Below are 24,847 nucleotides of genomic sequence, written 5' to 3' on the forward strand. Positions count from 1 at the left end.
GCGACGGTGATAAGATCATTGCCGCGATCGCCAAGGATCGTGTCGTTGCCTAGGCCGCCATTGATGGTGTCGTCACCACGACCGCCGTCAATGTTGTCGTCCCCGGCCCCGCCATTGAGGATGTCGTTGTCACGATCGCCGAGGATGGTGTCGTCGCCGTCGCCGCCATCGACAGTGTCGGCCCCGCGACCTGCGTCGATTGTGTCATTGCCACCAAGGCCAAGGATCGTGTCGTCGCCACGGTCGCCCGTGATCGTGTCCGCAAACGCCGTCCCCGTCAGTGTGTCCGCACCACGCGTGCCGACCAGGGTAACGCCGACGCCGGGTGTTGGCGGCAACGCCGAATAGATCTGCTCGAGCGTCCCATGGCCATCCTGGTAAATGGCGCGCACGCGCAGGGCAAGTCCCGCTTCGGCGTCGGTGACCGTAAAGCTCGTGCCGTGGGCACGCTCCACTTCGCCGGCACCGAAGGTGAGGATGTCCTCATAGACGCCTGATCCGGGAACCGTCTCGACCTGCCAGAAATAGTCGACCGGTCCGGCGATTGTCCCGGTCGGATTGGTTGCGCTGACATTGTCTGCATCCGTGATTCCGGCGAACGACACCGTTAGTACCGTGCCGGCAGCAGCCGTGTCGACAGGTGTTGTGCCAGCCAGGATCGACATTACGCCCAAAGGCGCGGCATTCGTACCGCCGAGCAAGACCGACCCATCGGAGAATTGTAGCCGTTCGATATTCATCAACCGGTCGCTACCATCGGTGCCGACATTGTCCGTCACCGTCGTCAAGCCGCCGACCGTCGTGATCGTGTAGTCGGCCTGCCTGCCTGAGAAGACCGCCGTGTCGAAGGCTGGCGTGCCTGTCAGGATCTCGCGAACGATGACGAGCTGGCCGGGATTATAGGTGCCGTTCAGCATGAACGGAACCATCGGCTCCAAGCTGTCGAAGGTGGCGATTTCAGCGCCCGTCCCATCGATGTTTGCCCGCACGCTGATGCGGACGTTCAGGTAGCGGTCGCCGTCGATGATGTCGTCGCCGCCGCGGCCCTCGATGATGTCGCTGCCGGCGCCCCCGAGGATGATGTTGCCACCATCGAAGAAGGTCGCGCCGGCGGGAAGCAGCGCCCGCAAGCCGTCGATCAGGTCGATATTGGTCAGCACGCTGCCCGTGGCGCCTGCCGTGCCCAGCGTCGTGGCATCGGAGTTGTCGCCATTGAGGACATCGCCGAAGCTCGAACCGGAGAGGCCTTCGACGAAATCGAAGCGGCTGAGCGAGGTCGACCCGCCCGGGACCGGCGGCTGATCGAAGAAGCGATCGGAGATGTCGATATAGACGCCGGTGGTATTGTATTTGTAGGTCGCCCAATCGTAGCCGGAGCCGCCGATGAAGCGGTCGCCGAGGCCGGTCTTGCCGGCCATGATGTCGTCGCCGCCTTCGGCGTTGAACTTGTCGTTCTCGCCGTCGCCGATGAAGACGTCGTTGCCGATAACCGGGTCATTGCCGAGCGGATCGAAATTGTCGCCAGGGGCGCCGTCGGTCGTGCCCTTCTCGATCCAGTCGTCGCCCTCGTTACCCATATCCTGTTCATTGGCCTTGCTGCCGAGGATGAAGTCGTTCCCGTGGCCGCCAATGGCCTCCGATGCGTCCTCGCCGGTGACGATGAAATCGCTGCCGAAGCCGCCGATGATCAGGTTGACGCCGTTGCCGCCATGGAGGACGTCGTTGCCGTCGCCACCCTGGATATTGTCGTCACCACCCGTGTCGGTGATGATGTCGTCGCCGGAGCCGCCGCGCAGCTGGTCGTTGCCGTCGCCGCCGTCGATGCGGTCGTTGCCGGCATCACCCCAGACGGTGTCGTCGCCTTCGCTCGAGATCAGGATGTCATTGCCGTCGGTACCGCCGAGAACGATATGCTCGTCTCCGGTGTAGCGGAGATAGTTGCTGTCAGGCCCGGCAGTATCCGGGTTGTCGCGGATGACGAGCGGAAGCAGCGGATCGCCGTTTGTTGGGTCGTCGTTGCCATTCACGCCAAGCCCGGTGTGCTGCGCGGCCTGGTTTACTTCGAGGGTGAAGCCAGGGGTCGTGAAGACCACACCGGGGAGATGCGTCGCGCTCGAGTTCGCCATGATCAGCTTGGCGAAGGAATTGCTCTCGAGCTCCGCATTGAAGCTGAGACCTGCAGTGCGCTCGAGATAGTAGAAACGGTCGCCATCCTGCAGCTTTTCGAGCTGATTCTCGAAGATGAAGTTGAAGGTCGAGCCCAGCATGCCGCCAAACGGCATCTTCTCTTCGGCCAGACCGCCGATCCAAAGATCGATGGCATCGACGCCCGTGATGGTCACACCGTTGGCACCGCTGGCCCAAGCTCCCGTCCCGTTCAGGAAGTCGAGGCGGTCGGCCGGCGCACCGTCTCCGCCAAGGACCAGTGCCATGGCCGCAGCACGCTTGGCCGCCAGTGTCGTGGCGCCCGTGATCGAGGAATGCGTGCCGTAAGCGGCAATGAAGTTGATCAGCGAATCCGGGTGCTTCAGGCTCTGAACCAGGTCCGCCCAGCTGGCATAGGGCTTGAGCTGGACTTCGCCGGTCGCCGTAAAGATCTGCCGGCGGACCGCGTTTAGCGATGGGATGCCGGTGTCACGACCGCGCGCGAGGTTGATCGTGGGAAGGTCGAGCGGCAGGCCGAGCAGGTTGTTGCGCAGCGCCTCGGTGACGAACTCGTCGATCTCGTTGCCGGCCTGGCGGGTCACGCCGCGGACGATCGCGCTGACTGCTTCTTCCGGATTGGCGCCGCTGGCAGCAAAGGCAAGCGGGTTCAAGAAGGCCGCTATCAGCCCCAACTGCTGGTCGGGATTGCCCGGATCGGACGAGACGACATCGAAGCCGGCAGTGAAGCGGTCAACCGTTTCGGTCAGCATCGAGTGACCGAAGCGATAGACGGTGTGCGCGAACTCCGCGACGATCGAGGGATCGAGGTCGACGTCGTAGACCTGTGTCGGCGCGAAGAAGAGATCGACATTGGGCTGGATGGTCCGGGCGAACTCCTCGAAGACCAGATGCTGATATTGCATCTCGGTACCGAATTTCGCGGTCTGGAACAGGCGCTCGCCATTCCACTGCAGGGCCGCGATCTCTTCGGGTGTCGTCGGGAAGGCGTCTGGTCCGGTATTGGCAATCAGCCATTCCTTCAGGAACGCCAGATCGTTCGACGCCAGCACCGTGTTTTTGGTCTGCTCGACCAGCCGGTTATGCTCGGAATGGAAGATCGCGTGAACCGCGGTGAGGCCGATATTCTCGTTCACGCGGCCGTCGCCGGCGATGTAGTGCGCGTCGAGAAGTTCGTTGTCATAAGCGAGATTGTTGCCTCCCGGTCCGACGGGAACGGCATTTCCGGTATCCGTATCGGCATCGGGAGCCAGGTCGTCAGCCGTGTTGGCGACGCCGTCGGCACCGGGGCCGGGAGCGAACACCGGCACGGCATTGTGCGCGATGTCATTGAGGAAGGCATGGCCGGTGCGCACGGCATTGGTCAGGGAGATCGGCGCAAGCGGATTGCCCTCGACGAGGATGTCGTCATCGGTTCCGCCGATGCCGTCCGGTCCCTTCATCACAACCTGAGGGAAGCCATTCGGCCCCTTGATGAAATTGCCGTAAGCGTCAGTCGCCAATAGCGGGACGTTGTCGAAATCGGCGTCCGTGAGATTGATGCCGAGCATGTCGCGCGCCTGTGCCTTCACGACCTTCCAGGTCGCCATCCCGCCGATTTCTACGTCGTCAGCGGTCCCAAACTTACCGTCGGCTCCGAGATCCCGATTGATGATCAGCCCTCCGGTCGCAACCGGATCGCCTGCGGCATTGAGCTGATAGGCTCGCAGGAAAACCTGGTGCGAGGGATGCGAGGAATAGGTCTGGTTCTGGTCGACGAAGGGGGTCGTCGTGTTCGTGTGCTCGTGAATGTCGTCGGCCGTCCCGAGAACTCCGTCCGGACCTGGCTGGTTGGTCGCTCGGGTCAGGACCATGAAGTTCGTCGGGCTGCCCGGAACAAAGAGCGGGTCGTCCGGTTGAAGCGGAATGAACACCGTGCCGGAACCACCCTTGGTCACGAGATCGAGACCGTGGTCGAAGAACTGGCCGAAGAAGGTCATCCAGGCGTTGAAGGGCGCCGACAGCCCGGCGTCCGGCGCGATGTTCGGGATTTCGAAGACCTGCTTGTCGTCAGCCGTTCCGAACTGGCCGTCGAGACCAGGGCTGGTGACGACCGTCAGGCCGAGGCCCTCGGCAACCGTGTCGAAATTGGTTTGCGCCGCTGCAATCGCCGCCGGATCGCCGCCGGCCTTCGCCTCGGTGAGCGACTGGAAGGCAGCCGTGACCGCTGCGGAATCCGCTGCAATATTCTCCGATCCGGCATTGCGGAGCGCCGCCGCGATCGCAGCAGGGTTGTTCATGGTCTGGTCGACGACCAGATTGCTGATCGTGCGCGGCTGCGAATCGAACACGAACCCGCTCGTCTGCGTGTAGGACGTGGAATCGCCCACCGATTGGCCGCCCGGCCCATCGAGATCGATACTCACGTTCTCAGCGCTGTTGAACACAGGCGTCGTGACGCGCGGGAAGACGTTGTCGGCCGCGCCGAAGGTCTCGCTCTGGTCGTGGTTCAACAGGTTGTTGCCGGAACCATCGACGGTACGCAGGCCTAGCGGCACGCGCACGTTCGGCAGCAGCGAGGTCAGCGGCGTGCCGGCGGCATTCGCCTCGGCGATCTTGATCTGGTCGAGGATGAAGTTGAGATCCGAGCGCACCAGCATGATGCCCTCGCCACCCGCCGTTGCGTCAACGACCGGGGTGGGCGCGACTGGCGGGGGAACAGGGGCCCCCGCCGCGACCGCCACGGTCGGAGCCGAGAACACTGTCTCGGTGACGCCATGGCCGTCGGTGAAGATCGCCTTTACGCGCAGGGCCGATCCGACGAGATCGGGGGTCACCCGGAAGGTGGTGCCATCGGCGCTCTGGAAAGCGAGATCCCCGAGCGGGAGCAGGATGATGTCTTCGAAGATGCCCGAGCCTGGGGTCGCCTCGAACTGCCAGTGGTAGGAGATCGAGCCGGGAATAATGCCGCTGACCGCGCCGGGGCCCGTGTCGGCGTCGGTTACCCCCGCAATCGAGACACGCAGCAGCTGCCCAGAGGTCGGCGTATTGTCGGCCGCGTTCGTGACTGCGTCGAGGAGGGTGAGCTGGCCGGTCGGGTTGACGTTGAGGCCGACGCCGTTCGGAAGCGTCACGCTCTGATCCGCGAATTGCAGCCGCTCGACATTGACGAGAGTATCGGTGCCATCCGTGCCGACATTGTCGGTGACGGTGGTGATGCCATTGGTCGTCGTGACCGTGTAGTCGGCCCTGTTGCCGGAGAAGATCGCCGTGTCGAAGCCGTTATCGTCGTCCTTGAGCTCGCGCACGGCCACGAGCTGACCAGGATTCCAGACCCCGTTCAGCATGTTCTGCAGCAGTTGCGGCGCCACCATGCTGTCGAAGGTGGCGATTTCCGCGCCGGTTCCATCGGCATTCGCCCGCACGCTGATGCGCACGTTCAGCCAACGGTCGCCATCGATCAGGTCGTCGCCGCCACGGCCCTCGAGCAGGTCGCTGCCGGCGCCGCCGAGCATGATGTTGCCGGTCGCAAAGCCGGCGGTCGAGAGCCCGGCCTGGCCCAAGAGCGCTGCCAGCCCGTCGACCAGGCCGACATTCGTCAGTGCGCCGCCCGTGGCGCCGCCATGGTTGAGGATCGTGACCGCGTCGACATTGTCGCCGCGCAGGATGTCGGCAAAGCGCGAGCCGGACAGGCCCTCGACCTCGGCGAAGCGGTCGAGGATCGATGCCGGGGAGGCAGCTACGGGCTGGACGACGCCGGTGTTCGCGGCCGGCGTCTCGCCATGGGGCTGGGCAAGCGCGGCGAGTGTCAGGTCAACCGTGACACCCTGCTTGTCGTTCTTGTAGGTGACCCAGTCGAAGCCGGACATGCCGTCCATCTTGTCCTGGGCATCGCTGCCGACGAAGATATCGTCGCCGCCCTCGCCGATGAATTCGTCGAAACCGCCGCCGCCGATGAAGATGTCGTTGCCGATGACGTTGTCAGCCAGCAAGGGTGCAAAGTTGTCGCCAGGGGCGCCGTCCTGCGTGCCCTTCTCGATCCAGTCGTCGCCTTCGTTTCCGGTCGGCGGCAGGCTGGTCTTGGCGCTGTAGATGAAGTCGTCACCATGTCCACCGAAGGTGGTCGAAATGTCTTCCATCGTGACGATGTAGTCCTTGCCGGCGCCGCCCAGGATCAGGTTGCCGGCGCCGCCGACCATCATGTTGCCGGCGTGGATGACGTCATTGCCGGCACCGCCCTCGAGGCGGTCGTCGCCGCCTAGGTCCTGGATGATGTCGTCTCCGTCACCGCCCATGACCGTGTCGTTGCCGTAGCCGCCCTCCAGCCGGTCGTTGCCGCCATCGCCATAAAGCGTGTCGTCGCCGTCGCCGGAGATGATGATATCGTTGCCTGCGGTGCCACCGAGGACGACATGGTCCTCGCCGGTGTACTGGAGATAGTTGGTGTCCGCGCCCGCCGTCGCCGGATTGTCGCGGATGACGAGCGGAACGATCTCGACGCCGTTGATCTCGATGCCCCCGGTTGGGTCCGCACGGCCATCGACACCGAGCCCGGTATGCTGTCGCGATTGATCGACTTCGAGCGTGAAGGTCGGTGTGGTGAAGATCGCGTTCGGCAGATGCGTCGCGTCGCTGTTCAGCATCACGAGCTTGGCGAAGGAATTGTTCTCGAGCTCCGTGCCGAAGTTCATGCCGGCCGTGCGCGACAGGTAGTAGAAGCGGTCGCCGTTCTGCAGCGATTCAAGCTGGGTCTCGAAGACGAAGTTGAAGGTCGAGCCGAGCATGCCACCAAACGGCATCTTCGCTTCCGCAAGGCCGCCGATCCAGAAATCGACGTCGTTGAGGCCGCCAAGCGAGCCACCGGCATAGGCGCCGGTCGCGTTCAGGAAGTCGAGACGATCCGCCGGCGCTCCGGGGCCGCCCAGGACGATCAAGGTCGCGGCCGCGCGTTTGTCGGCCAGCGTCGTCGCGCCGGTGATCGACGCATGCGTGCCATAGGCCGCGATGAAATTGATTAGCGACTCCGCATGCTTGAGATGACCGGCAAAATCGGTCCAGCTGATATAGGGCTTGAGCTGGCTGTCGCCGGTCATCGCGAAGAATTCGGACCGCGCGTTGTTGAGCGAGGGAATGCCGGTGTCACGGCCGCGTGCGATATTCAGCGCCGGCAGGTCGAGCGGCAGGCCGAGCAGGTTGTTGCGCAGTGCTTCGGTGACGAACTCGTCGATCTCGTTGCCAACCTGGCGGGTGACGCCGCGCACGATCGCGCCCGTCGCCTGTTCGGGCGTCAGGCCGCTCGCGGCATAGGCGAGCGGATTGAGGAAGGCCGCAATGAGACCGAGCTGCGGGTCGCCTCCGACGGCATTGAAGTTCGGGTCAAATCGGTCGACCGTCTCGACCAGCATCGAATGGCCGAAGCGGTAAACCGTATGTGCGAACTCGGCCAGGATCGCCGGATTGATCGTCGTATCGTAGCCGTTCGGCGCCAGGAATGCGTCCACCTGCGGCTGGACCGTGCGAGCGAACTCCTCGAACACCAGATGCTGATACTGCATCTCGGTGCCGAACTTGGCGGATTGGAACAGGCGTTCGCCGTTCCAGTCGAGCGCATCGATCTGGGCCTGCGTCAGCGGGAACGTCGTGTTCGGGGCAAGCGGGGTGTCGAGCCACTGGTTGAGGAAGGCGACGTCGCCGGTTGCCAACGCCACGTCCTTGGTCTGCTGGACAAGGCGGTTATGTTCGGAATGGAACACGGCGTGCACGGCGGTGAGGCCAATATTCTCGTTCACGCGGCCGTCGCCAGCCATGTAGTGGGCGTCGAGAAGCTCGTTGTCGTACTGGCCGGCCGCAATCGGACCGGTGTTGACGACGTTATCGGCATCCGCGGTCTTGCCTGTCGGATCGGCATTGTGCGCGATGTCGTTCAGGAAGGCATGACCGGTGCGGGCAGCGCCCGCGAGGCTGATCGGCGCTGCCGGATTACCCTCGGTGAAGGTGTTATCCTGCATCATCACCATGGGGAACCCATTGGGCCCCTTGATGAAATTCCCATAGGCATCGACGGCCAGGACCGGCACATTGCCGACGTCGGCGTCGGTGAGATTGATGCCGAGGATATCGCGGGCCTGCGCCTTGACCACGGCCCAGGTCGCCATCCCGCCGATTTCCGTGTCGTCACCGGTACCGAACAGGCCATCAGCGCCGAGATTGCGGTTGGTGATCAGTTCACCGGTGGCCACCGGATCGCCATTGGCATTCAGCTCATAGGCACGCAGGAACACCTGGTGCGACGGGTTCGAGGCGTAGGTCTGGCTCTGGTCGACGAAGGGCGAGGTCGTGTTAGTCGCGGCCTGCCCGCCCGCAGCACGTTGCAGGACCATGAAGTTCAGAGCCCCGGGAGCCGTGCTGAAAAGCGGGTCATCGGGCTTCAACGGAATGAAGACGACTTCGGTCTGGCTCTGGCTCTTGGTCACCAGATCGAGACCATGGTCGAAGAACTGTCCGAAGAAGGTCATCCAGGCGTTGAACGGCGCCGACAGGCCTGCATCGGCAGTGATGTTCGGGATGAAGTTGACTGGAACGTCGTCGGCTGTGCCGAACACGCCGTCCAGCCCGGGGCTGATGACGGTGCTTGATCCCGGGTTCTGACCGGCTGCGGCCTGAGCTGCCGGGTTGTTGTTCGTCTGATCGACGATCAGGTTGCTGATCGTGCGCGGCTCAGAATCCACAACCCCCGCCCCCGGAGTAGCATAGCTGGTACCCGCCTCCGCAGGTTGAAAAGAGGGGTCTGTGAGGCGCGGAAATGCCAAATCCGCGGCCCCGAATTCGGGGTGGGCGAGATTGTTGAACGAGCCATCGACGGTCCGGAGACCGAATGGCACCTGGGCGCTTGGCAAGATGTCAGTGAGGCTCTCGCCCTGAGCATTCCGCTCCGCAATTATGATTTGCTGCAGGATGAATTCCAGGTCCGAGCGAATATACTGTACCATGCCACCCTCCAATGATTGTCTTCGCCGTCTTTGCCTTGGACAAAGCTTCGCCTTCGCACCAAACGAAGTGCGCTGCCGGCTGAACACGCCGCCGAAGCTATGGCCGAGACAGTTGGTGGCCCCCACGGACCAATCGTCTATGAGTATGCAAGCTCGAGCATCTGTACGCGAGGGGACTAGGTCGCATAATCTCTCGGACAACGGTCCAGTCGCCGATGGCACTATTGTCGCTCTATGCTGAGACCTTAGTCTAGCAATTGCTTAGACCAAGGTCCAAGTTTTGCCGCGGGTTACAGCCTTTCTACGGCAATACCGGCCGTCCTTCGATTGACCCTTAGCTGATGATGCGGATGCTGATTGTCGGTGATGACGCCTTGAGCGGCGAGATCGACCAGGTCGTGCTCGTTACCAATGATACGGATCTTGCGCCGGCGCTGGAGATGCTGAAGAAGCGTTGCCCTCACATTGTTCGCGGATTGGTTATACCGACCCGCAAGACTGGTGCTGGTGGAGACCTTGAGCGCGAAGCGAATGTCTCGTTGGCAAAGCTCGCCCACTGGGTGCGGCGTCATATTTCCGCGGGAGAATTACGCGCTTCACAGCTGCCGGAAGCAAGGTCGTCCTGATCGACGGTGAAATTCGGATTCTGCGTAGCCATGTCGGTCCTCGAAGCAAACGCCGCCCCTCGGAAAGAACGCTCATTCTTTCCGTTGCGATCGGCTGGCGATCGTTGACTGTCTGAAGTTGTACAGGTCCCGAGGTGCAGTGATCTACAGAACAGTGTCCAAGGAATGTCGCGACCAAGAGGCCAGTTCATTCCTGCCACCAAAGTCGCACAATGCTTGGACCGAGGTCCCGGTATTATCAGACCAAAGTCCGAGAGGGCGTTGGCTATTCGCCGTCGCGCGCGGCATCCGTCGTCTTCTGCGCGATCAGCGCCAACTCGATGCGGTTTTTCGCATTGACCTTACGGAGCAGCCGCGAGACGTGAAATTTGACGGTACGCAACGTCGTACCGGTCGCTTCGGCGATTGCCTGATTGCCCATGCCACGCCCCACACATTCCAGCACGTGGCGCTCCTTCGCCGACAACTCCGTCAGCAAATTGCCTTTCGTTCTCGGCTGCGTCTGCCCTCTCATTGCAGCAACCAGCTTGGAGCCGAGCGTCGGCGCAAGATACGTGCTACCCCGCTGGACAGTCGTCAACGCATCCAAAAGCTCGGTCGCGGCAATACCCTTGAGAATATAGCCGGAAGCGCCCGCTTCCAGTGCTTCGAGGGCATCTTGGTCATCCTCCGAAACGGTCAGCATCACAACCTTCACATCAGGCCATCGTTCATGGATTTCGCGGGCCGCTGCCACGCCACCACCCGGCATGGAAATATCCAGAAGCACGATCGTCGGCTGATGCAGCGCGACGAGGTCAAGCGCATCCTGCTTCGACGCGCCTTCGGCGACAACCTGCAAGTTCTCGCTGAGCGCAATCGTCTGCAGCACCCCCATGCGAAAGAGCGCGTGATCATCGACAACAATGACAGAGGCCGGTACCACCATTCAGATTGTCTCCCGAAGCTCGAAGAGTATTATCAGCTTTGTTCCCGTGCCGGCGGTGACGATCTGCAGGCTGCCACCCAGGCTCTCGATACGCTGCCGCAGGCCCTGGAGGCCCATTCCGCCACCCGTTCGAGTAGCCGGCTTGACGAAGCCCTGCGGCGCGCCCCTGTCGGAGACGACCACTTTCATGTGTGCACGGCTCATCTCGCACCAAACTTCCTGGCCGTTGCCGCCAGCGTGCCTATAGGCGTTATTTAGCCCCTCCTGCACGAAGCGGAAAAGGCAGATCTTCAATGCCGCCGGAATGTCGATATCCTCCGACACGACCGTCGAAGCGACCTTCGTTCCAGACCGGCTCTCGTGCATCTTGATCGCGCGTTCGATGATGCGACTGGGTGAAAGGTGCTCGATCTCCGGCAGGATCAACGATCGGGCGATCACCCGGATCTCGGCCAGGGCACTATCGAGCGACTCCTCGAGTGTCGCGAGCGGCACCTCGCGCGCAGGATCGGTCTTGGCCTGTCGGACCTGCTCGACCTGCAGGCGTGCGAAGCTGAGAAGCTGGGCCGGGCCGTCATGAAGATCCGCGCCAACCCCACGCATGAGTTTTTCATTGCGTTCGGCAAGCTGCATGGAGGCCTGACGGGCGATGCCCTGCAATTCTGCGAGCTTGCGCGACGCGGCCTCCGCATCTTCCGCGCGTTGGTTCAAGGCTCGCCGCTGTTCCTCAATGGTGTTGCTGCCCCGGCGAACGATCATGAAGAGACAAAGCAGGATCGCGCAGGAGGCAAGAGCCACCGCGACCCAGCTTGCCAGTCGCACATATCCTACATCGTGATCGAAGGTTGCAGGATCCTCCTGTATCTCCGCGACAGCGATGATCGTGCCGGAGGAGTTGTCACGCAGTGGGCTATAGATCTCCAGATAACGTGTCTGGAAATCGCGGACGACGTGTTCGCCTGCATCGAGGTCGGCAAAGGAAAGCGCAACCTCGCCTGCCAGCGCACTCCTGGCACCAGAAGGCAGAGGGAACTTTCGACCGATTAGGTCCGGCGCGATCGAATAGGCAACCGTCCCATCCGGCTTCCATATCTCGACATGCGGGAAACGTCCCCGCAACATGGGATCGGTGAAAAGATCGTAGAGCCTGGCGAGATCCTCCGGCGGCAGGGCATCCGCCGAAGCCAGCTTCTGCACTAACGGCTCGGTCATACTCTGAACGAATATCGCGGCGGCTCCGGCTTTGCTGCGGATGGCATTTTGCTCAACGATTCCAGAGATGACGTAGCCCGAGATCAGTGTCGCGAAGAAGATCAGGATGCCACTGGCAAACAGGAACTGAATCGACAATGGTCGACTCCTCACCCAACTCAGCAATCCTTTGGACCGCAATCCTTGTCCTCCGATCGAAGAAAGCAGCTCTTGCCAGTATAAGCCCAGCAGTATGATCGCAGTGTTCGCGAAGAATTGAAAGACTGGCCTGGAAAGCCTCGCAACGGCTAGTCGACTCGTCATTTTTCAAGGAACCAGTTCTTTTCTCCTTCGTTGGTCTTCCATCGCCGCCGGTGAGCACCACGATGACCTCGCCTGACACCCAGCAGGCGTGCCGACAGAACTAAAACCCGGCTCCGACCGGGTTTTTCTTTTTAGATTAACGCTCTGCCTCAAACTCGTCGGAAGGCGTCAGCGGAATCGATTGCAGCAGAGTCTGCCGCGCCGAGCGCAGATGCAGGCGGCAGGCGAAATCAATCGCCGCCTGATCACGTGATTCCAGTGCGGCGATATAATCCAGATGTTCGTAAATAGCGCGTTCGTTGCGCTCACGGGCGAAAGCTTTGTTCCACTGGTAGTGATAGTGAAAGATGATCGCAATCGCATCGTAGAAATCGGCGATGAAGCGGTTCTTCGAGGCTGCGTGGATGAGCAGGTGGAAGCGTTCGTCGAGGGTGGAAAACTCCTTGTAGCGCGTATCGAGATCGCGCAGCATCACCTGGTGTTCGGCCTTGATGTCCGATAGCGCGCGCCACGCGTCGCTCTCGGGCGGAAGCTTGCCGAATTCCGCGGCCGAATGTAGCTCGAACATCTCACGCACGTCAGCGAGTTCAAGCGCAAAGTCACGCGTAAAACCCTTGAGGATCCAGTGGCTGTTCGGCCGCTTCTCGATCAGGCCGAACCGCGAAAAGCGGATCAGGAACTCGCGGACGCTGGTGGTGCCGGTGCCGATTTCGCGGGCGAGTTCCAACTCGTTGATCTGCATGCCGGGCGCAGCATCATCCGACAGAATGCGCTGCATAAAGCTGCGCTCGATGATGTCGTGCAGCGAATCCGTCTCTTCCGTCGGGAAGAAATCGGCCTCGGTCGGCTGCCGGAGGACAACCTTCTGGCGCTTGTTCCAGCGAATGATACCGGCTTCGCTGAGCCGTGTCAGGATGGCGCGCGCCGTGCTGCGGCTGATGCCGAGCTGGGACGCGATCTCGGGCTCCGACGGTAATGCGGCGTCCGTCCGCAAAGCCGCGGCATAGCGGTTGTACGCTTCCTTGAAGACTGTATTCTGCCGTGCCATACGCGCTCCGCCCTCTTGCCTCGGCAACACGAACGGCCGGCCGCGGAGCGCAGCACGAAGCGTGGCAGAAGCTTATCTCTCAGCAATCCTTATCTTATTTTGGATCGCATGCGGCTGTTTGCCTCCCTCGTCCACAGGATCAATAATCCCGTTGACTTGAAAATGTTTATTGTAGATAAAAAACAAAATCAATGAGCATTCGCCGACGCAGCGAGTGTTTCCCTAGGGAGAAGAATGTTGACCAAGGACCCCTGGATCATCTTGTCTGCCGGCGACAACGTTGCGGTCGCAACGGCGGCGATCCCCTCCGGCGCAACGGTCGCCGGCATCCAGACCCGCGAGAAGATCGATCCCGGCCACAAGATTGCATTGGCCGATATTCCGCTCGGCCAGCCGGTCGTCAAATACGGGCAAGCGATCGGGCGGACGACGGCTGACGTTAAGGCCGGCGACCATATTCACAGCCACAATCTGCACTTCGAGAACGATCGTCTTGCGGCAACGGCCAATTCGGCGCCCGAGGAAGCAAGCGCCGCAGACAGAGCGCGCACGTTCATGGGCTATCGTCGCGCCGACGGCCGCTCTGCGACACGCAACTACATCGGCATCATCGCCAGCGTGAACTGTTCCACCACGGTCTGTCGCGCGATCGCCGACGAGGCCAACCGGACGATCCTTCCGCATTTCGATGGCATCGACGGTTTCGTGCCGATCGTGCACGATCAGGGCTGCGGTATGAGCTCTACTGGCGATGGCATGGCGGTCCTCCACCGGACGCTTGCCGGCTATACCAGGCATGTGAATTTCGGCGGTGTGCTGATGATCGGCCTCGGCTGCGAAGTCAACCAGCTCACGCTCTACGGCCAAAGCGGCGCCGGCAATTCCAAGCGCCATTTCAACATCCAAGATGCCGGTGGCTCGCGCCGTGCCGTCGAGCGCGCCATGGGCATGCTGCGCGAGATTGCTCAGGATGTCGGCAAGGAAAAGCGCGTGGCGCTGCCGATCAGCGATATCATCATCGGCCTGCAGTGCGGAGGCTCGGACGGCTTTTCCGGCATCACCGCCAATCCGGCGCTTGGCGTTGCAGCCGACCTGTTGGCGGCTGCCGGCGGCACGGCGATCCTCTCCGAAACCTCCGAGATCTATGGTGCGGAGCACCTGCTGCGCAGTCGGGCCGTCAACGATGAGGTTGCCCGCAAGCTCGACGATAAGATCGCCTGGTGGGAGAAATATGTGGCGTTGCATGGCGCATCGCTGGATAACAACCCCTCGCCCGGCAACAAGCGTGGCGGCCTGACGACCATTCTAGAAAAATCGCTTGGCGCCGTCGCCAAGGGCGGTCGCTCGCCCTTGACCGCCGTCTATGGCTATGCCGAGCGCGTCAGCGCGCCGGGTCTGGTCTTCATGGATACCCCCGGCTACGATCCGGTTTCCGCAACCGGCCAGGTGGCCGGCGGCGCGAACATGATCGCCTTCACCACCGGCCGCGGCAGCTGCTTCGGCTGCCGCCCGGCGCCTTCGATCAAGCTTTCCAGCAATTCGGCTCTCTATGCCTCGATGGAAGAGGACATGGATATCGACTGCGGCACGATCGCAACAGGCGACACAACCATTAGCGCGAAGGGCCGCGAGATCTTCGATCTGATCATCGACACGGCGTCGGGCAAGAAGACGAAGAGCGAGGAATTCGGCTACGGCGACAATGAGTTCGTGCCGTGGCATCTCGGGGCGACGCTCTAAACCACACGGAATATCAGGTCTTCACAGGAGGAAGGATGAAGACGAGGAGCATCGGCAGGACGGAGCTGGAGGTGACCGAAGTGAGCTTCGGCGGTGCTGCTCTCGGTGGCCTGTATCGGGCCTGTCCGCGCGAGCAGGCTATCCAGACGCTGGAGGCTGCGTGGGACAGCGGCATTCGCTATTTTGATGTCGCGCCGTGGTATGGCCTCGGCCTTGCCGAGCGTCGCTTCGGCGACTTCCTGCGCGACAAGCCGGAAAAGGAGTGGGTCCTCTCGACCAAAGTCGGCCGGCTGCTGCGCCCGGTGCCGACGGGGACGGTCCCCGATTATAGCTATGTCGATCCGCTCTCCTTCGATGCCGACTACGACTATTCCTACGACGGCATCATGCGCTCGGTGGAGTTCAGCTACGCCCGTCTCGGCCTGAACCGGATCGATATCCTCTATGTCCACGACATCGGCGGATACACCCATGGTGCGGCCAAGAACGCCATCCTCCAGAAGCAATTCCTAGATAGCGGCATCAAGGCGTTGGAGGAGCTGAAATCCTCCGGAGCGATCAAGGCCTTCGGGCTTGGTGTCAATGAGGTCCCGGTCTGCCTTGACGTGATGCGCAATGCCGATATCGACTGCATCCTGATGGCCGGGCGCTATACCCTGCTCGACCGATCGGCGGTTGACGAGTTGCTGCCGCTCTGCCGGAAGAAGGGTACGTCGCTCGTTGTCGGCGGCGTCTTCAATTCCGGCATCCTTGCAACCGGACCCATGCCAGGCTCGCATTTCGACTACATGCCGGCGACAGATGACGTGCTCGCCAAGGTCGCGAGCATGGAAAAGATTGCCGTTAAGCACGGTGTGCCACTGGCCGCCCCTGCTCTGCAGTTTCCGCTGCGCGATCCGCTCGTCTCGTCCGTGCTGATCGGCACGGCCAAGGCATCAAGCCTGCAGCGCAACATGGAGCTTTTCGAACCCACGTTGCCGGACTCCATCTTCCCGGAATTCGACGCTCTGACGCTCGTCGCGCCGCCGCTCGGCGAAGACGCTGTGCGTGTTTAAGGACTGGCCAATGCTTAAAGGTATCCATCCCATCCTCAATCCCGACCTGCTGCGGGCGATCGCTCGCATGGGACACGGCGACGACATCGTGATTGCCGACGCCAACTTCCCGTCGAGCACGATGGGACCAGAGGTCATCCGCGCCGACGGCGTCAGCGCGACCGACATGGCCGAGGCCATCCTGACGCATTTTCCGCTTGATACGTTCGTGCCGGAAACGGCGTGGCGCATGGAGGTGGTCGGCGATCCGACTGCCGTGCCCGAAGTTTGTGCCGAATTTCAGGAAATCGTCTCGAGGCGCGCTGGCGACTTCAGGATCGCCTCTCTCGAACGCTTTGCCTTTTACGAGCGCGCGCGCACCGCTGCCTATATCGTGGCGACGACCGAATTCCGGCTCTACGGCAACTTGATTCTGAAGAAAGGCGTCGTTCACCCGTATGAAGTCTATCGCGGTTGACAGAACTTCATACTGCGGTTGAATAATCGTAAAAACAAACACTTACGGCGAACGAAGAAACGACAATCGAGCCTACTAAGCTACTTGCAATTTGACTTTCGCTCGGCTAGCTTCTCGTAGTAAATGTTTTTTATCGATAAAAATCGTCCGCCTGCGTTCAGCGGTACGGTTTACCTGGAGGAGAACGCACCTAGGAGGAGAACTACATGCGCATGAAATCCATTCTGTCGCGCCGAGCCTTCACGGCTCTCGCGGGTGCTGCCGTTATCGCCACCGCAATGCCGGTGACGTCGTTCGCAGCTGACGTGACGATCCCTATCATCGTCAAGGACACGACGTCCTTCTACTGGCAGATCGTTCTGGCCGGCGCCCGCGCTGCCGGCAAGGATCTCGGCGTCAACGTGCCGGAACTCGGCGCACAGGCCGAATCCGACATCAACGGCCAGATCAGCATTCTTGAGAACGCCGTTGCCGGCAAGCCGGCTGCCATCGTGATCTCGCCGACGGAGTTCAAGGCGCTCGGCAAGCCGATCGATGAAGCCGCCAAGTCCGTTCCGATCATCGGCATCGACTCGGCTGCAGACTCCCAGGCGTTTAAGTCGTTCCTAACGACCGACAACGTTCAGGGCGGGCGCATCGCAGCCGACGGCCTTGCCGCGGCCATTAAGGAAATGACCGGCAAGGAAGAGGGCGAAGTCGTCATCCTTACCAACCTTCCGGGCGTCGGCTCGCTTGAGCAGCGCCGCGAAGGTTTCCTGGATCAAGTAAAGACGAAGCATCCCGGCCTGAAGGTCATTGCCGACAAATACGGTGACGGCCAGGCGACGACCGGCCTCAACATGATGACCGACCTGATCACGGCCAATCCGAACCTCGTGGGTGTCTTCGCCTCGAACCTCATCCTGGGTCAAGGTGTCGGCCAGGCGATTGCGGAAAACAAGCTCGGCGACAAGATCAAGGTCATCGCCTTCGACAGCGACGACAAGACGGTTGGCTTCCTCAAGGACGGCTCGCTTGCCGGTCTCGTTGTTCAGGATCCCTACCGCATGGGCTATGACGGTGTGAAGACCGCACTCGCCGTATCCAAGGGCGAGAAAGTCGAAGAGAAGGTCGATACCGGCGCCAACCTGGTCACCAAGGCCAACATGAGCGACCCGAAGATCGACGCTCTGCTGAACCCGAAGATCAAGTAAGGATCTGACGATGGCCGCGCGGGAGAAATCTCGCGCGGCCTTTCCTTCACCTGTGTTATCGTCCGCATGAGGAGCGCGGACGGCCGGTGGAGAGATGGCAATTCGCGAGAAGGAGACGCCCATGAGCCTGGAAGAGGTCAGTCATCGCCACGATGACAGCGCCACGCTGACGGAGGGAAACCGCATTCCGGCGGGCGCCCCGATCCTCGAACTCAAGGGATTGCAGAAGAATTACGGCTACGTTCAGGCACTGAAGCCGGCGACGATGACGTTTCTGGCCGGCGAGATTCATGCGATTGTGGGTGAGAACGGAGCCGGCAAGTCGACGCTGATCAAGCTGCTGACCGGCGTCATCACCAGAACCGCCGGCGAGATCTTATGGTGCGGACACCCGGTCGCTCTGGCAACGCCGAACGAGGCGATTGCGCGCGGCATCAATGCCGTCCACCAGGAAGTCGTGCTTTGCCCCCATCTGACAGTCGCGGCCAATCTCTTCCTCGGCGACGAAGTCAATCAATACGGCCTGATGCGCAAGAGAGAGATGGAGAAGATGGCGCAGGCCGTGCTCGACGATCTCGGCTTCGGGCTGCCCGCCGGCGTCCCGCTCGCCGATCTGACGATCGGCCAGCAGCAGCTCGTCGCGACGGCGCGTGCGGCGATGCGCGGCACGCAGTTTCTGATCTTCGACGAACCGACGGCTTACCTTACGCGTCAGGAATCGGCCCAACTTTTCAAGCTGATCCGTCGCCTGCAGGGCGAAGGCGTGACGATCGTCTACATCAGCCACCGCATGGAGGAAGTGTTCGAGCTCGCCGACCGCGTTTCGGTGCTTCGCGACGGCACGCATGTCGGCACGCGCGCCATCGGCGAGACGAACGAGGCCGAGCTGATCGCTCTCATGATCAACCGCTCGATCGAGCAGATCTATCATAAGGAAGAGATCCCGATCGGAGAAACGATCCTCGACGTGCGCGGCCTTTCTGGGCCGGGCTTCGACAACGTGTCGCTCTCGGTCAAGGCCGGGCAGATCGTCGGCCTTTACGGCCTGATCGGGGCGGGGCGAAGCGAATTCGCGCTGGGCCTCTTCGGCCGGGAAAAGACGACGGCCGGTGAGATCCACTGGATGGGCAAGAAGGTCGATATCAACAACGAACGCACGGCGATGGAGCTCGGGATCGCGCTGGCGCCGGAGAGCCGCCGCGACCAGGGTCTTTGCCTCAACCTGCCGATCGGGCTCAACATCAACCTCCCGGTCTTCAAGCGGCTGAGCAAGGGCCCGGTCATCAGCCACAGCGAAGAAACGCAGAATGCCGACCAGCAGATCCGTGACCTCGCGATCAAGACGCCCAGCCGGCGCGTTCTGGTTTCGGCCATGTCCGGCGGCAATCAACAGAAAGTCGTCATCGGCAAGTGGCTGAGCTATGGCGCGCGGCTCTTCATCTTTGACGAGCCGACCGTGGGCGTCGATGTTGGCACCAAGGCGGAAATCTACCGGCTGTTCGCCAAGCTTCTGAAGCAGGGGGCCGGGATCATTCTGATCTCGTCGTATCTGCCCGAGGTTTATGAGCTTGCGGATAGGCTGCACGTCTTCCGCCGCGGCCAGCTTGTCGCGAGCCACGACTTCCACGCCGCAACACATGAAGAAGTGCTGAGCGAAGCGATCGGCGTCTAAAAGAATAAGAGGGAGAGAGAACCAATGACCGCAACCCCCACCGAGATCGCCGCGCCGCCACCGCGTCGGAAAGTGAACATCCTTTTCGGCCTGACTCTAATCGGGCTCCTGGCCTTCCTTTGGATCGTTCTCGGCTTCGTGACTGCCAGCTTCTGGACGCCACTGAATATCTCCAACCTCCTGCGCCAAGGCGCAATGACGGCGATTTTGGCTCTTGGCCAGACCTTCGTGATCATCACCGCCGGCATCGACCTTTCGGTCGGAGCGATCGTCGGCTTCACCAGCGTCATCCTTGCCTGGCTGCTGCAGGCGGGCGTGCCGGTCTGGGCGTCCATCCTGATAACGCTGCTGATCGGCGTCGGCATCGGGGTGTTCCATGGCTTCGGCATCGTCAAAATGGGACTGCCGCCTTTCATCATCACGCTGGCAACGCTCACGTCGCTGCGCGGCCTCGGGCTTCTGATCACCAACGGCTCGACGATCAACATCGTCAACGAGCCCTTCACGAACTTTGCCCGCGCCGACTTCCTCGGAGTGCCGAGCCTGTTCTGGATGGTCATTCTCGTCGCGGTGCCGTCCTACATCTTCCTGCATCTGAGCCGCTGGGGGCGCTATCTCTTCGCCGTCGGCTCGAACCGTGAAGCGGCCCGCCTGTCGGGCGTCCGGGTGAACGGCATCATTTACCTCGCCTACATCCTCTCGGCCACGTTCGCTGCCTTCGTCGGCGTTCTGCTTGCCTCGCGTATCGCGATCGGCAACGCCACGCAGGCCGACGGATGGGAACTGCAGGCGATCGCTTCCTCGGTGATCGGCGGCACCAGTCTGTTCGGCGCTGTCGGTTCGGTCCACGGGCCGCTCATCGGCGCCTTCATTCTGGCAACCATCAACAACGGTGCGAACCTGCTCAACGTCAATTCGTTCTGGCAACGCATCATCACCGGTCTGCTGATCATCGTTATCGTCTACTTCGATCAACTGCGCCGCCGCCGCAACCCGTAAGCAGGCAACGATATACGGAGCCGGAGCCGAGGCCGGCTTCTTCCATTTCAGGAATGCGAGACCATGATGAAAGCAGTGCTCTGCAAAGAACCCGGTGTCCTCGAACTCGTGGAACGCCCTTCCCCCGGCGCGCCTGAAGCCGGCTGGGTCCGCCTTGCGGTCAGCCATGTCGGTATCTGTGGCACTGACTACCACATCTTCGAGGGCAAGCATCCGTTTCTCGAATATCCGCGCGTGATGGGGCACGAGATCTCCGCGACGGTTCTGGAAACAGGCGACGGTGTTGCCATGGCGGTCGGCACGCCCGTCATCGTCAACCCCTATCTTTCGTGTGGCAGCTGCGTTGCCTGCCGCCAGGGCAAGCCGAATTGCTGCACCGACATCAAGGTGTTGGGCGTGCACACGGACGGAGCGTTCTGCGACGAGATTACGGTGCCGGCCGGCAATCTCTATGCTGCAAAGGGCGTGAGCCTGGAGGCCGCAGCCACCACCGAGTTCCTCGCAATCGGCGCCCATGCGGTCCGCCGTTCCATGGCGCCGGCCGGATCACGCTCACTGGTCATCGGTGCCGGTCCGATCGGGCTAGGCGCCGCGATCTTCTCGCGGATTGCCGGGCATGAGGTCACATTGCTCGACACCAGTCAGGAGCGACTGCAGATGGCTGCTGACCGGTTCAACTTCTCCTCAGGCATCGTTGCCGGCGAAGGTGTCTCCGAAGCTGTCAAAGCGAAGACTGACGGCGATGGTTTTGACGTCGTCTTTGATGCCACCGGCTATGGCCCGTCGATGGAGAAGGCCTTCAGCTTCGTCGCCCATGGCGGCGCGCTTGTGCTCGTCAGCGTCGTCAAGGACGACATCCGTTTCTCCGATCCGGAGTTTCATAAGCGTGAAATGACGGTGATCGGTAGCCGCAACGCAACGCGCGTGGATTTCGAGCATGTCGCGGATTCGATCGCCAAAGGACTCGTGCCCGTCGAGCAGCTGATCACTCACCGCACGACGCTGGCGGACGCGCCGCGTGACCTGGCACGCTGGGCCCACGAAAAGAGCGGCCTGATCAAGGCGGTCATCAAGGTCAGCGCGTCGACGATCCATCCCCTCTTATCACCGGCGGGGTCGAGCCGCCGGTGATGAAACTAATCATAAGACAAGCGCGTCGATCGCCGCCCGCATTTGACGGACTACGTCGGCATCCGTCCGGTTCGTCGTCGCGGCTGCGAAGCCGAAGGTAACTGCCCTTGGATCGATGCTGTCGACCCGTGAGCTGCAGGAGGCGTGAACCTCGCTTGCGCCCGTAACCCTTAGTATGTCGCCCACGTTGCCGGGACGCACGCCGCTGCCGGGCATGATTGAGACGCGGCCGGCGGCCTTGCGGGAGAGACGACCCAGGGTCTCCAAGCCGTCGATCGCCTTCGGCACACAGCCGGACGTGAGAACGCGCTCGCAGCCAAGCTCGATCGCCTGTTCCAAAGCTGCATCAGCATCAGGGACGAGATCGAAGGCGCGGTGAAGGGTCGATCCAAGTCCCTCGGCGCGAGCCTTTAACCGGCTGATCAGCGGTACATCCAGTGTACCGTCCAAAAGATTGGCGCCGATGACAACCCCGGCGAGGCCGAAGGCGCGCACGGCGTCAATATCGGCCATCATCGCTTCTTCGTCGGCCGCATCGAATACGAAGGGCCCGGCATGCGGCCGGATCATCGCATAGACAGGAATAGGTGCAGCGGCCGCAGCCTGCATCAGGCCCGCAACCGGCGTCAGTCCGCCAAGCTCCAGAGCCGAGCAGAGCTCAATGCGACCGGCACCGCCGGCGATCGCAGCCGCAAGGCCCTGCGGGCTGTCGACGCATACTTCCAGCAAAACGGTCACGCTCGAATCTCCTTGTCCGCCGCTGTCTCTTTAAGCGAAGGCGCTCTCCTGCGCGATGGGCCTGGCAATTATTTTGGCGACGGCGTCGATGATCATTGCACTCGCGTCAGCCGAAGCTTTCCGATGGTTGAAGGCGACGTGATAGGACATCGGAATATACTGATCGAGCTCGACGATCCGAACTTTGTCGGCGATGGGCATGGCGCTGACGCGGCCAAGAAACGAGATGTAGCCGTGATTGGCCACAAGGTCGACGATGACAGGCAGCGAGTCAGCCGCCGTGATATCCCGGTTTCGGTAGCGGCGATTGTTGACGCGCTCGTGGCTCAGCGCCATCGTGGCGTGTCCGAGGCCCGTCCGGGAACTCGGCGTGCAGATCGCGTAATTTTCGACAAGTTCAGCCACTGTCCGCTCGCGGCTCTGCGGCGGTGCGATAAGAACCATGTTCGTCTGTAGCAATTCACGGTGTCGGAAGCGCTCGAGGCCGAAGACGGAGTCGAGAATTGCAACATCGATACGGCCGGCCTTGAGAGCTTCCCGCAAATCATCCGCGGTCATCAGTACCAGCGAGATCGCGTTCTTGCTGCGGCTGGCATTCCACTCCGCAACCAGCGTGCCAAGGCATCGCGCTACCCAACTTTCCGATCCTGTTGGGATGATCGAACCGATGCGAAGCGCCCGCGCGGTGCGCTGATAGCGCTCGTCGGAGGATGCCTTCAAATCATTCCATCTCTGAGCGATGGCCTGGAAGATGGCATAGACCTGGTGGCCCTGCTCAGTTAGCACAGAGCCTTGAGCCTGCCGCTCGAACAGGCGATGACCCAGCGCCTTCTCCAAAGTCGCGATCTGAAGCGAAAGCTGCGGCTGACCAAGCTTCAGCCGCCGCGCCGCACGGTTGATGCTGCCCTGGTCGGCGACCTCGAGAAACCGCTCCATGGTGGCGATCTTGATCGGCAGGCGCGACGGCTTGTCTGTCCCAATCCATTCCGCCAGATCCTCCGCCGAGTGCACAATCGGCAGGAGCTTTTCGCGGACGTCGTCGCTGGCAAGCAGCGTCGCAAGCTCGCCGGAACTGCGCTCGGTCAGTTTGAGCGCAAGCTCGGTCTCAAGGCTGCGGACTGCTGTCGAAACCGTCGATGCCGCGAGTGAAAGGTTTCGTGCCGTCTCTCTCACCGACCCGGACGAGAGCACGTGACTAGCAACATACAACGTGCCGAGCTGCAACCGCGTTCTCCGTAACGATATGAAAAATCGAACGATATGATGTGTTCGCTAAAAAAGATATCCCTGCCGGGAAATCAGGCGGCTATCGTTCCTGCCAAGTACAAAACCGGGCGTGGCAGTAGAACCATAGAAAGAGCACCGGACATCTGCGGAAACGCGCAAGGGAACAAAAACAAATCGCGGCGGCGATGGAAAAGGAAATGCATTTTCGCGCAAGCGTTTGCATTCACCGCCATAATCACGCCGCGACCGCAAAACTGGAGAGGCCTGCATCGATTTTTTGAACGCGAACGCTATTTCCATCACGCACGTATTTCCGGCACGATCGTAGCGGGGCTGCTTTCGCCGGTGATTTTATACGTGGGAGCCTTCCGCCGGGGCTTTCCGCGCAGTCAAACGGTGTAAATCAAGGGGACAATCCATGCTGAAGAAATTCGCTCTTGCCGTTTCGCTCTCCGCTTTTGCGGCAGGCGCGGCCGACGCTGCAGACGTCGTCGTTTCATCGAAGATCGATACTGAGGGCACGCTGCTCGGCAACGTCATCGTGCTGGCGCTCAACGCAAACGGCATCAAGACGCAGGACCGCGTCGCGCTCGGTACGACGCCGGTTCTTCGCAAGGCGATCACCGCCGGCGAAATCGATATCTATCCGGAATACACAGGTAACGCCGGCTTCTTCTTCAACAAGGCCGACGACCCGGCCTGGAAGAATCTTCAGCAGGGCTACGACCTGGCGAAGAAGCTCGACTACGACGCCAACAAGATCGTCTGGCTGACGCCTTCTCCGGCGAACAACACCTGGGCGCTCGCCGTGCGCAATGATGTCGCCGGCCCGAACAACCTGAAGACCATGTCGGATTTCGGAAAATGGGTCGCCGGCGGCGGGGTTGCCAAGCTGGTCGCTTCCGCCGAGTTCATCAACTCGGCCGGCGCGCTTCCGGCATTCCAGACGACCTACGGCTTCACGCTGAAACCGGATCAGGAAATCGTTCTTTCGGGCGGTGACACGGCCGCGACCATCAAGGCCGCAGCCGACCAGACGAATGGCGCCAACACGGCCATGGTCTACGGCACGGACGGTGCGATCGAAGCCGCCGAACTGACCGTTCTCGAGGACGACAAGAACGTGCAGCAGGTCTATGCGCCGACCGCAATCATCCGCGAAGAAGTGCTGAAGGCAAACCCGAAGATCGAGGAAGTCCTCGCACCGATCTTCAAGAGCCTCAGCGCCGATGAACTGCGCAAGCTGAACGGCAAGATCCAAGTCGATGGCGAACCGGCGAAGTCCGTTGCCGAAGGCTACCTGAAGGAAAAAGGCTTCCTGAAGTAATCTCGTCGCCGATGCTCCGCCCGCGGGCGGAGCATCATTTCTGACCGGACAGGGATGGAT

General features: G+C 61.5%; 15 protein-coding genes. 9 read left to right on the top strand and 6 right to left on the bottom strand.

The window, feature by feature from the left end; genetic code table 11:
- On the bottom strand, positions 1-9,131 hold a 9,131-nt coding region (locus tag K9B32_RS29010; RefSeq protein WP_318013378.1), incomplete at its 3' end, for a peroxidase family protein.
- 350 nt (positions 9,132-9,481) lie between these two features.
- Here K9B32_RS29010 and K9B32_RS27585 point away from each other — a divergent pair.
- Complete coding sequence (locus K9B32_RS27585) at positions 9,482-9,757, top strand: hypothetical protein (RefSeq protein ID WP_224568295.1); 276 nt, start codon at positions 9,482-9,484, stop codon at positions 9,755-9,757.
- Between the two features lie 265 nt (positions 9,758-10,022).
- Here K9B32_RS27585 and K9B32_RS27590 read toward each other — a convergent pair whose 3' ends face one another.
- From K9B32_RS27590 to K9B32_RS27600, 3 genes are all read right to left on the bottom strand, one after another.
- Positions 10,023-10,685 carry a response regulator gene (locus K9B32_RS27590; RefSeq protein ID WP_224568297.1) on the bottom strand — a complete coding sequence of 221 codons (663 nt, stop codon included), beginning with the start codon at positions 10,683-10,685 and terminating at the stop codon, positions 10,023-10,025.
- Entirely contained in the window at positions 10,686-12,035 is a 1,350-nt protein-coding gene (locus tag K9B32_RS27595; RefSeq protein WP_224568298.1) for a sensor histidine kinase, read from the bottom strand.
- Between the two features lie 301 nt (positions 12,036-12,336).
- Positions 12,337-13,248 (bottom strand): GntR family transcriptional regulator, encoded by a 912-nt coding sequence (locus K9B32_RS27600; RefSeq protein ID WP_224568300.1) that lies wholly within the window; start codon positions 13,246-13,248, stop codon positions 12,337-12,339.
- Between the two features lie 237 nt (positions 13,249-13,485).
- Between K9B32_RS27600 and K9B32_RS27605 the strand changes: the two genes are divergently transcribed.
- The 7 genes from K9B32_RS27605 to K9B32_RS27635 all read left to right on the top strand — a co-directional run bounded on the left by K9B32_RS27605 (position 13,486) and on the right by K9B32_RS27635 (position 21,495).
- Complete coding sequence (locus K9B32_RS27605) at positions 13,486-14,988, top strand: UxaA family hydrolase (protein ID WP_224568338.1); 1,503 nt, start codon at positions 13,486-13,488, stop codon at positions 14,986-14,988.
- 35 nt (positions 14,989-15,023) lie between these two features.
- Positions 15,024-16,043 carry an aldo/keto reductase gene (locus tag K9B32_RS27610; protein WP_224568302.1) on the top strand — a complete coding sequence of 340 codons (1,020 nt, stop codon included), beginning with the start codon at positions 15,024-15,026 and terminating at the stop codon, positions 16,041-16,043.
- A 10-nt stretch (positions 16,044-16,053) separates the two neighbouring features.
- Positions 16,054-16,500 (top strand): RbsD/FucU family protein, encoded by a 447-nt coding sequence (locus K9B32_RS27615; protein ID WP_224568304.1) that lies wholly within the window; start codon positions 16,054-16,056, stop codon positions 16,498-16,500.
- Positions 16,501-16,706: 206 nt separating this feature from the next.
- Positions 16,707-17,693 carry an ABC transporter substrate-binding protein gene (locus K9B32_RS27620; RefSeq protein WP_007801922.1) on the top strand — a complete coding sequence of 329 codons (987 nt, stop codon included), beginning with the start codon at positions 16,707-16,709 and terminating at the stop codon, positions 17,691-17,693.
- A gap of 121 nt (positions 17,694-17,814) precedes the next feature.
- Entirely contained in the window at positions 17,815-19,365 is a 1,551-nt protein-coding gene (locus tag K9B32_RS27625; protein ID WP_224568306.1) for a sugar ABC transporter ATP-binding protein, read from the top strand.
- 24 nt (positions 19,366-19,389) lie between these two features.
- Positions 19,390-20,364 (top strand): ABC transporter permease, encoded by a 975-nt coding sequence (locus tag K9B32_RS27630; RefSeq protein ID WP_224568307.1) that lies wholly within the window; start codon positions 19,390-19,392, stop codon positions 20,362-20,364.
- A gap of 66 nt (positions 20,365-20,430) precedes the next feature.
- Positions 20,431-21,495, top strand: a complete 1,065-nt coding sequence (locus K9B32_RS27635) for a zinc-binding alcohol dehydrogenase family protein (RefSeq protein ID WP_224568340.1) — start codon at positions 20,431-20,433, stop codon at positions 21,493-21,495.
- Positions 21,496-21,504: 9 nt separating this feature from the next.
- Here K9B32_RS27635 and K9B32_RS27640 read toward each other — a convergent pair whose 3' ends face one another.
- Positions 21,505-22,233 (bottom strand): copper homeostasis protein CutC, encoded by a 729-nt coding sequence (locus K9B32_RS27640; RefSeq protein ID WP_224568310.1) that lies wholly within the window; start codon positions 22,231-22,233, stop codon positions 21,505-21,507.
- A 30-nt stretch (positions 22,234-22,263) separates the two neighbouring features.
- Positions 22,264-23,457 carry a LysR family transcriptional regulator gene (locus tag K9B32_RS27645; protein WP_224568312.1) on the bottom strand — a complete coding sequence of 398 codons (1,194 nt, stop codon included), beginning with the start codon at positions 23,455-23,457 and terminating at the stop codon, positions 22,264-22,266.
- 421 nt (positions 23,458-23,878) lie between these two features.
- On the opposite strand from K9B32_RS27645, the gene K9B32_RS27650 reads away from it, so the two are divergent.
- Entirely contained in the window at positions 23,879-24,787 is a 909-nt protein-coding gene (locus K9B32_RS27650; protein WP_224568315.1) for an ABC transporter substrate-binding protein, read from the top strand.
- Positions 24,788-24,847: the final 60 nt, after the last annotated feature.

The sequence above is a fragment of the Rhizobium sp. 3T7 genome (genome assembly GCF_020166565.1).
Taxonomy (GTDB): Bacteria; Pseudomonadota; Alphaproteobacteria; order Rhizobiales; family Rhizobiaceae; genus Rhizobium.